This is a genomic window from Bartonella sp. AP57NXGY, assembly GCF_042195805.1.
Taxonomy (GTDB): Bacteria; Pseudomonadota; Alphaproteobacteria; order Rhizobiales; family Rhizobiaceae; genus Bartonella.
This window is the reverse complement of record NZ_JBHIOZ010000016.1, coordinates 3653-13610: the sequence shown is the minus strand read 5'-3', so window position 1 is coordinate 13610 and position 9958 is coordinate 3653. Positions and strand designations below refer to the sequence as shown.

10 protein-coding genes are annotated in these 9958 nt (G+C 38.0%); 6 read left to right on the top strand and 4 right to left on the bottom strand.

The annotated features are described in order from the left end of the window. On the bottom strand, positions 1-1586 hold a 1586-nt coding region (acnA, locus tag ACFIL8_RS03585), incomplete at its 3' end, for an aconitate hydratase AcnA (RefSeq protein ID WP_375688934.1). 295 nt (positions 1587-1881) lie between these two features. Here acnA and ccmA point away from each other — a divergent pair. The 5 genes from ccmA to ACFIL8_RS03560 are packed head-to-tail and all read left to right on the top strand — an operon-like array spanning position 1882 to position 4803. Beyond that, the gene (gene ccmA / locus ACFIL8_RS03580) at positions 1882-2493 is read left to right on the top strand and encodes a heme ABC exporter ATP-binding protein CcmA (RefSeq protein ID WP_375611428.1); all 612 of its coding nucleotides are present in this window, start codon (positions 1882-1884) and stop codon (positions 2491-2493) included. A gap of 11 nt (positions 2494-2504) precedes the next feature. Next, positions 2505-3170 (top strand): heme exporter protein CcmB, encoded by a 666-nt coding sequence (gene ccmB / locus ACFIL8_RS03575; RefSeq protein ID WP_375611427.1) that lies wholly within the window; start codon positions 2505-2507, stop codon positions 3168-3170. A gap of 46 nt (positions 3171-3216) precedes the next feature. Then, positions 3217-3996 carry a heme ABC transporter permease gene (locus tag ACFIL8_RS03570; RefSeq protein WP_375611426.1) on the top strand — a complete coding sequence of 260 codons (780 nt, stop codon included), beginning with the start codon at positions 3217-3219 and terminating at the stop codon, positions 3994-3996. After that, on the top strand, positions 3984-4235 hold the full coding sequence (locus ACFIL8_RS03565; protein WP_375612828.1) for a hypothetical protein: 252 nt from the start codon (positions 3984-3986) through the stop codon (positions 4233-4235). Before ACFIL8_RS03570 ends, ACFIL8_RS03565 begins: the two co-directional genes overlap by 13 nt. After that, on the top strand, positions 4210-4803 hold the full coding sequence (locus tag ACFIL8_RS03560; RefSeq protein ID WP_375612827.1) for a DsbE family thiol:disulfide interchange protein: 594 nt from the start codon (positions 4210-4212) through the stop codon (positions 4801-4803). Before ACFIL8_RS03565 ends, ACFIL8_RS03560 begins: the two co-directional genes overlap by 26 nt. 841 nt (positions 4804-5644) lie before the next feature. Here the strand turns inward: ACFIL8_RS03560 and ACFIL8_RS03555 are convergent. The 3 genes from ACFIL8_RS03555 to ACFIL8_RS03545 are packed head-to-tail and all read right to left on the bottom strand — an operon-like array spanning position 5645 to position 8829. After that, entirely contained in the window at positions 5645-6646 is a 1002-nt protein-coding gene (locus tag ACFIL8_RS03555; RefSeq protein WP_375611423.1) for an Hsp33 family molecular chaperone, read from the bottom strand. Between the two features lie 36 nt (positions 6647-6682). Then, positions 6683-7618 (bottom strand): ornithine carbamoyltransferase, encoded by a 936-nt coding sequence (gene argF / locus ACFIL8_RS03550; RefSeq protein WP_375611422.1) that lies wholly within the window; start codon positions 7616-7618, stop codon positions 6683-6685. Beyond that, a complete protein-coding gene (locus tag ACFIL8_RS03545) occupies positions 7615-8829 on the bottom strand; it encodes an aspartate aminotransferase family protein (RefSeq protein WP_375612885.1) in 1215 nt (404 codons plus the stop codon). Before ACFIL8_RS03545 ends, argF begins: the two co-directional genes overlap by 4 nt. Positions 8830-9319: 490 nt before the next feature. On the opposite strand from ACFIL8_RS03545, the gene ACFIL8_RS03540 reads away from it, so the two are divergent. Continuing rightward, on the top strand, positions 9320-9859 hold the full coding sequence (locus ACFIL8_RS03540; protein ID WP_375612825.1) for a GcrA family cell cycle regulator: 540 nt from the start codon (positions 9320-9322) through the stop codon (positions 9857-9859). The last annotated feature ends 99 nt before the right edge of the window (positions 9860-9958 follow it).

Genomic DNA, 9958 nt, shown 5'->3' with positions numbered 1-9958 from the left:
GCAGATGCAATTATACCATTGTCATTAATCGTTTTGGAAATAGCTGGATGCAAAGGACCAGAATTCCCAATACATGTTGTGCACCCAAATCCTACTAAGTTAAATCCTAATGCATCTAAATCTTTTTGCAGACCCGAATTTTGAAGGTAAGCTTCAACGACTTGTGAACCAGGTGCAAGAGAAGTTTTTACCCATGGTTTACTCTTAAGACCCTTTGCCACAGCATTTCGTGCCAAAAGACCCGCTGCAATAAGAACACTTGGATTCGATGTATTCGTACACGACGTAATCGCAGCGATCACCACATCACCGTGACCAAGCGTATATTCTTCACCCTCAACCTGATAACGCTTATCTTGTCCAGAAGTCTTCTTATAGTCTTCGACCAATGCCTTCTCAAAACCCTGCCCAACATTTTCCAATGCAATACGTCCTTCAGGACGTTTAGGACCAGCCATAGAAGGGACAACGGTTCCCATATCTAATTCAATTGTATCACTAAAAATGGGATGAGCCACCATTTCATCATGCCACATCCCTTGTGCTTTGGTGTAAGCCTCCACTAAGGCAATCCGACTTTCATCACGCCCTGTCATATTGAGATAACGCACTGTCTCCTTATCAATTGGGAAAAAACCACACGTTGCTCCATATTCAGGTGCCATATTTCCAATCGTTGCCCGATCAGCAAGCGTCATATGCTCCAAACCAGGACCAAAAAACTCAACAAATTTACCGACAACACCCTTCCGACGTAGCATTTGGGTCACCGTTAATACGAGATCGGTGGCTGTTACACCTTCCTTAAGTTTACCTGTTAGACGAAAACCAATCACTTCAGGTAACAACATAGAAACAGGTTGGCCTAACATTGCTGCTTCTGCTTCAATACCACCAACACCCCAACCTAAAACCCCTAAACCATTTACCATAGTCGTATGCGAATCAGTTCCCACACAGGTGTCAGGATAAATCGTCTCACAGCCCTCTTCATTCTTCATCCATACACATTGTGCTAAATATTCTAAGTTAACCTGATGACAAATCCCTGTTCCTGGAGGAACAACGCGAAAATTTTGAAAGGCTTGTTGCCCCCATTTAAGGAAACGATAGCGTTCACCATTGCGTTCATATTCATGCTCAACGTTTTCCTTAAAAGCCATGGAATTGCCAAAAGCATCAACAATAACTGAGTGATCAATGATGAGATCAACGGGAATGAGAGGATTGATTTTTTCAGCGTTACCACCAAGTTTAACCATAGCATCACGCATTGCAGAAAGATCAACAACTGCTGGAACACCTGTAAAATCCTGCATAAGAACACGTGCAGGACGGTAAGCAATTTCTGCCCCAGCGCTCCCTTTGTCGTTTAACCACTTAGCAACATTGAAGATATCCTCTTTTTTAACTGTGCGACCATCTTCGAATCGCAATAAATTTTCGAGAATAACTTTCATCGAAAACGGTAAACGAGAAACACCTTCAAGTCCGTTCTTCTCCGCTTCAATCAAGCTATAATAAGTATATTCTTTGCCACCAACATTTAATACTCTACGACAATTAAAGCTATCAATTTGAGTCATGACTGTCCACCCTCATACTATAACCACCCAATTTCTAGGAATGAACAACACAAACTACGAGTCAAGGTCGCAGCTTGAGCGCAGACGCAATTACCTCCGCCATCCATTTCCCCCTCCACCCTCTAGGCATAATGCAGAAATCAGCGCCAGAAACCATTTTACACCAGATATTGATGTAAGGTATCCCTTATAGAACTATTTCTAGAACTATTCTAGGTACAATTGCATAAAAAATGTGTTTTTTATTCTATAATGCAATAAAGAATATGAAAATAAAAACAAAATAGGCAATCACATGGTGTTATCAGGCAAAGATTTAGCCGCTTACAGAAACGAGGAAATTCTGTTTCAAGGTCTTTCTTTTTGTTTATTTTCACAGCAACTTATGACAATCACCGGTCCTAATGGTATCGGAAAGTCTACATTACTCCGAATCATTGTCGGTCTTCTTGAGGCTGCTGAAGGTCATATAATACTTAAAGACCATGATCAAATATACCCTGTTGCAACTGCTTGTCATTATCTTGGTCCTCAAAATGCTATGAAACCTCTCTTATCTGTCATTGATAATTTGCAATTTTGGGCAGATTTTTACGGTCAACATTTACGTTTTGCGCATGAAGCTCTTGCCGATATTGGTCTTTCTAACCTTGAACATTTACCCTTTAACGCCCTGTCAACTGGACAACAAAGACGCGTAGCTATTGCGCGCCTTTTGCTCTCCTATCGTCCTCTTTGGATTTTAGATGAACCAATATCTGGGCTTGATAACCATGCTCAAAAACTCCTTGCTCGTATTTTCCAGCGTCATCTCAATCAAGGAGGTATGATTATCGCTGCAACTCATAATTCCATAGGCATTCCAGAAAACCATAAAATCGCTCTGGAAAAATTTTTACCTCTCTAGGAGAGAATAAAATGAAAGCACTGTTCTGGCGTGATCTTAAACTATTATTAGCGCTACAAGCCACTTCACTAACAGGATTATTGTTTTTTATCGCTGTTGTTGTCATAACCCCCTTTGCCATTGGACCAGATCCCAAAACTCTTGCACAAATAGGACCAGGTATATTGTGGTTTGGAGCCCTTCTTGCAGGACTCCTCAATCTGAACAAACTTTTCCAAATCGATCGCGATGATGGTAATCTCGACCAATTTATCCTTTCAGGAAAAAGACAAAGTTTTACACTAATTGTCTTTACAAAATGTCTTGCCCATTGGGTAGGAACAATGCTTCCTCTTATTTTTGCCACACCTATTTTAGCCCTCATGCTCCATTTAGATGTAGTAATAACTTTTACAACAATACTTACCCTTTTATGCGGAACACCAGCTATTATTTTTATTGGTGCTATAGGCGCTGCACTCGCAACCTCATTGTTGCACAGTACTTTGCTTATTTTTATCATTATCTTGCCGTGGATCATTCCAATTATGATTTTTGGTGTTTCCGCTGCTACAGCCCCAATAAACCCAAATACCTCTTTTCTCACTTCTCTAGCTCTTCTCAGCGCTTTTTCACTTCTTTTGAGTCTCTTTAGCTCTTTTGTTGCTGCGATAACGCTTAAACTTTTATCAGAATAATAAAAGATGATTGCCGCATAGCAAAACTCTGCCTATTATGAATTTTATGAATAAACTATCTCGTACATATAAAATCAGGTTACTCCCTGCAAGTTTCACCCTTTTCATGAAAATAAGCAGAGTCGTCTTACCTTGGTTGGCCGGCATAACATTGTGTTTCCTTATCTTAGGGCTTATTCTAGTGATGCATTCCCCTGATGACTATCAACAAGGCATTACTGTTAAGATTATGTACCTTCATGTACCCTTTGCGTGGTTGTCTACATTCTGCTATGTAACGATGAGTGCAGCAGCATTAGGAAATCTGATTTGGAAATATCATCTTGCTGACGTGGCACTTAAATGTGGAGCGCCTATTGGGGCAATTTTTACCGCCTTGGCTCTCATGACAGGAGCACTTTGGGGGCGACCTACATGGGGAACATGGTGGGTCTGGGATGCACGGTTAACATCAGTTTTAATTCTGCTTTTTATCTATCTCTCCATTATCCTGCTTGGGCGTGCTTTTGACAACCAAGTAAAAGCCGCTCGTGCTACTGCAATTCTTACACTTGTTGGATTTGTTAATATCCCTGTTATTAAATTTTCCGTTAATTGGTGGAATACATTGCATCAACCAGCATCATTGTTACGTGCTGGAGGATCAACAATCGACAATGCTATGTTATGGCCCCTTATAACAATGCTCTTTTGTTTCATCTTTATGTTTATTGCTCTTTATTTGATGGCTATGCGAAATGAAATCAATCGTCATTATATCCGAATACTTCAGATTAAAAAATCCCGTCGTGCACAACAACAGGACGCTTCATCATGCTCGACCTAAATGGCATCCACGGCGGACTTTTAGGAAATCTATCTCAGAAAATTGATTTTTTCCTGAGCACCCTTAAACACGAGCAAATTGTTGTTTTAAGCTATGTGCTTTCTGCAATATCCCTCTTATGTCTTATTGGATATATTCTTTGCAAAGCCCTCTACCAAAAAAAAATTCTCCAACAGCTAAACAAAAAAGAGCTGTCACAAAAAGAAAAGTATAATGAAAAACATCCCTCCAAAACTTAAAAAAAATATATCTTTGCCTGTTCTGCTTGTTTTTTTTGGACCATTTGTGCTTTTTCTTCTTCTCATGATGTTTTTTTTCAACTTTATGGATAAAAAACACCTTCAAGATTCTTCTCTTCTCCCAAACGCATTAGCTGAAAAACCTGCTCCCAATATTTATCTTCCTCTTCTTGATAAAGACAGTTATCTCAATTCAAAACAGTTTAAAGGACGTGTCACATTGGTCAATTTTTGGGGTTCTTGGTGTTTGCCCTGTCGCGAAGAGCATCCTATTCTTATGCAAATTGCACAAGATAAACGTTTTGATCTGATTGGTATTAATTACAAAGACAATAAAACAAACGCCCTGCGCTTTTTAAACAGTTTTGGTAATCCTTTTAAATTTATTGGCTTTGATGTTTCAGGATATACAGCCATTGATTGGGGAATATATGGACCTCCAGAAACCTTTCTCTTGAATAAAGAGAGCATCATTATTGCCAAACATGTTGGTCCCTTAACATGGCAAATTTATCAAAAAAAAATTCTACCAAAAATTGAACAAGCGATTATGACAGAAGAAAAATAATGCAGGTTTGTAAAAACATAACGTTTTATCATGCTATGTATGCTATTTTATTTATACGGACCATCATTCTTCTTAGAAAAATTTTACAAGAGCATTACCATTGTTGATTCAAAAACATGTGTAAAGAAATATCTGTTTGGGAGCTTTATTTTTGATTATTTGGACAAAACAATATTGCTATAGAACCATCGTTAGCTTAGTGACAGCAACCAACTATTGTTTTCAAAATCATATAGTATTTTTTCTCCGCTTTTTTATCTGAAATACACATTGTTATGAGGGGACTTCACCACTATTCTCATCTTTATAAAATAATAAATCTGCTCTTTTGCAGCGTCATTGTTATATTTATTCCCATTACACTTATCTGTTCGTAATAGACTCCATAAAGTCTATATTGAATCTATACATTCTTATTCTCTCGATAATTTCCCTTATGATTATAACTAATAAGCTTTATTGAGTCTTAATAAGATAAATTCGAGTAAGAAAATATGACTACAATCAAAAAGTCTCATTTAACAGAGAAGATAAGTTATGAGTACATAATCAATTTATCAATGAAAATTATAAAAGAATTCATTGTAAGAAATAAACTTTTGAGATGTAAAAAGTACAAAAGAAGCTTTTTCGAGAAGAGAAAATATATTTTACAGAGAACTCTTTTTTAAGCACTCTATGACGTAATTACCGATCTCAACAGAACGATCACTCGTATACACTAAAAAAACTCTAAGACAAGAAATATTCTAGAAGTTCATATGAGCTTATGCGTAAACTTTTATGACGCAAATAAAATAGGCTTTTGTTGCAATCATCATTTTTTATGAAAAATATTTGATTATGTTTTTTCTTCTAAAAATTCTTGCGGTGTAAAACAATATGTTTTTGAGCAAAATTCACATGTGACTGAAATATATTTATTTTTAACCATTTTATTGCGTTCATCAATAGAAAAGCCTTCTAGGATTCCTTTAATTTTTTCGTGTGAACAAGAACATTGATCGACAAGAGAAAAAGGGTTAAAAACTCTAATACCTTGTTCATGAAAAAGACGGAACAAGAGCTGTTTACTACCGACTTGGGGATCTGTTAATTCTGAACTTTCAATCGTTGCCATGAGTATTTTAGCTTCCTGCCATTGGTTATCCAATTGGGTATGAGTTTTCGTTTCTTCTCGCTTTTGATGAGGGGCATCTATTTTATGATGAGACGATTCTTGGGGTAAAAGTTGGATCAAAATACCTCCAGCTCGCCAGCTTTTCTGCTGTTTTCCTTGTTGGTCACGATTAATTAATATAGCAACAGCCAGACGGATATCGGTAGGAATTTGTTCTGATTGATCAAAATAAATACGAGAAGCTTCTTGTAAATTTGATCCATCTAATGCAACTATCCCTTGATAGGGTTGCATATGGGGACCTTGATCAATTGTGAAAGCTAAAGTGCCTTTTCCTAAAAGTGTTTCTGAAGAGGTTTGACCATTGTCTATGGCTTGTTTAAGCTGTTCTTTATCAAAACGAGCGTATCCACGTAAACTTGAAGGAGGCAAAAAATCGCACACCAACATATTAACTGGTCCATCGGAATGAGTTTGTAAAATAAATTTTCCCGTAAGTTTTAGAGAAGTTCCAAACAGAACCGTTAAAAGTAAAGCTTCTGCTAGAAGATAAGAAACCGGTTCAGGGTATTGATGTCTGTTAAGAATAGAATTTAAAGTTTCCCCAAGTTGTACGGCACGTCCACGGATATCAAGTTCTTCAACTTGAAAGGGAATAACACTATCATCTTCATGCAAGAAGTTGTTGTTGAGAGAGGCTTCATCTTTAGCTTGTTCACTCATAGCTTTGCCTTTTTTATATAATTTGTTGTAGGGAGGCTATTGTGGAGAGAAAAACGCATCTTGTAAACACCAAGAAAGAATTGCTTTTTGAGCATGAAGACGATTTTCAGCCTCATCGAAAACAACGGAGTGCGGTCCATCAATCACAGAATCAACCACTTCTTCACCACGATGAGCAGGAAGACAATGCATAAAAAGAGCATCAGATTTTGCTAATTTCATGAGAGATTCATTGACTTGATAAGGCTGAAAAATAGAATGACTGCGAGCACGAAATTCTTGTCCCATGGAGACCCATGTATCGGTCATAATACAATCAGCATCTTGAGCCGCTTTTTGGGGATCATGGGTTAGCATAAGATGTGCTCCCCGCTCACGTGCCCAATGTACAAATTGTTCCTGTGGTTCACTGCCCTTTGGTGTGGCAATACGCAAATGAAAACCAAAAAGAGCTGCAGCTTCAATTAAGGAATGAAGCACATTATTACCATCCCCCATCCACGCAAATATTTTGCTAGCAATTGGCCCCCGATGCTCCTCATAGGTTAAGATATCTGCTAGAATTTGGCAAGGATGTGTATCATCTGTAAGGGCATTAATGACAGGAATTTGTGCATATTGTGCCAATTCGAGCATACGTTGGTGTTTCGTTGTTCGCAATATCACGATATCCACAAAACGGGATAAAACGCGCGCCGTATCAGCTATGGTTTCACTATGACCAAGTTGCATCTCTGAACCCGTGAGCATGATTGTATCTCCGCCAAGCTGGCGCATACTGATATCGAATGAAATACGGGTTCGTGTGGATGGTTTTTCAAAAATCATCGCAAGTGTTTTACCTATAAAAGGTTTTGAACCTTTTCCTGCTTTAAAAGATGCTTTAAGGATCTTTGCATAATCGATCAGTGCACGTGCTATTGCTGGCGTTAAAATGGATAAGTCCGTGAAATGACGAAGAGCATTTGTCATGTGTGTGATATTTGTCTTTCTTTGTTTACTTGTGAAAGATACGCTATTGCTTTTTCAATACGATGTAAACTTTCATCTATTTCTTCTTCCCTAATGATAAGAGGAGGCAATAAGCGCACAACGTTGTTGTTGGCTGCAACGCTTAAGAGATATTCATTTTCCAAAGCATTAACGACAAGATTTGAAGGTACAATACACTGAATACCCAACATAAGCCCCATCCCCTGAACTGCGCAGATAATATCAGGATAGATATTGAGAATGTGCAAAAGTCCACTTTTTAGTTTATCCCCCATACGCTGAACATGGTTAAGAAAACTTGGCTCTAACAAAACATCAAGAACACTATTTCCTACAGCCATTCCAAGAAGATTTCCTCCAAAGGTTGAGCCATGTGTCCCAAGTGTCATGCTTTTTGCAACTTTATCCGTTGCAAGGCAAGCACCTAATGGAAATCCCCCTCCTAATCCTTTTGCGAGGGTAAGAATATCAGGCGTGATATCACTCCATTCATAAGCAAAAAGCTTTCCTGTTCGTCCTATACCCGTTTGGACTTCATCTAAAATCAATAACAGACCATTATCATCGCATATTTTGCGCAAAAATCTTAAATATTCATGAGGGACCGTTCGTATTCCTCCTTCTCCTTGAATAGGTTCAATAAGAATAGCGGCGGTATTTTTATTAATAGCGTTACGCAAAGCGACTTCATCACAAAAAGGTACTTGAATAAATCCACCAGCTTTAGGTCCAAAGCCTTCAAGATATTTTTCATGCCCAGTCGCAGCAAGTGCAGCAAGTGTACGTCCATGAAATGCCCCTTCAAAAGTAATTATTTCAATGCGTTCTGAATGACCAGCAGCATAGTAATAATGGCGTGCCGTTTTGAATGCGCACTCCAATGCTTCAGTACCTGAATTGCAGAAAAAAACCTTATCCGCAAAACTATTTGCACAAAGCCGCGTGGCAAAAGATGCCTGTTCAGGAGATTGAAAAATATTAGAAATATGCCAAAGTTTTTCAGCTTGTATTTTGAGCGTATCAACCAATTTTGGATATGAATACCCTAATGCGTTAACAGCAATACCAGATGTGAAATCAAGATAATGTTCTCCTTTATCGGAAATAAGCCATACACCATGCCCTTGTTCAAAATGCAAATTTCGTCTTGCGAAGCATTCATAAAGTGGTTGTATAGAGACGGCATCCATCATAATTCCCTTTATATTTTAGTCTTTTCAATATATATATATACAAAGCAACACTACAAATAAAACAGCATGGTATATTTCGTTACGGTGCTTTCAACATTTCATTACGATTAGTGATTACACCTATAGAATAGATCATTACACCAATTGAAAAAAAGTCAATGAAGGTTCTACAAATAAGCATTTTGGGAAAAAGCCTTAAACAAAAGTGAAAGTTTAACCTATGATTGATTTGCAAGTTGGGGAAAACATTCTAAATAAACTCTTTAAGAGGTAAAGACTCTTGTCATAGAGTGAGTGCATATTGTAATTTACAATATAATAAGCAAGATGATGTGTTTTGATTTGTAAATCCACAGGTTGGATGATTTTTTTATGCTCACGTAGAGTGTAAAGTTCTTTCATTCAGCGTAATGAAAACATTATTTAAACATTTGAAGATGCAACGGGGGAGAGCATCTTAGTGACGTAATCGGAATGGAGTGCTGGTATGGGTTGGACATGTGAACGCGTTGAGCTTCTTAAAAAGCTTTGGAGTGAAGGGTTAAGTGCAAGTCAAATTGCTGCTCAATTGGGTGGGGTCAGCAGAAATGCAGTCATCGGCAAAGTACATCGATTAAAGTTACCAGGACGTGGTAAGACAGCACAAGGAAGCACCACGCGTGCGCAAAAAACTCCCGTGGGAAGTAGCAGCCCATCATCTCCACGTGTGCGTCGCAACACATCCACGGTATCGCCAATAAACACATCATCTGTAAGTATTGAAGAAACCGCTTTAAAGACAGAATTTGTAGTGGAAGATGTAAAAGAAGTTGATATGTCCACAAAATCCAATGTAGTTGTGCCTATATCACGTCAACTTAATCTTCTACAATTGAGTGAAAATACATGTAGATGGCCGGTTGGCGATCCATTATCAGCAGATTTTCATTTTTGTGGTGCAGATTCTGATGAAAATAGCCCCTATTGTGCCTTTCATGCTAAGCTAGCATTTCAACCAATATCTGAAAGACGTCGGATAAGAGTGTAATATCCTCAATTGAATCTCGTATTCTACGCCTTCTGCGCTTCGCTATTAAATTTTAATTATCGAATTATTATGAGAAAGAAATTTAATGGAGCTTTTAAT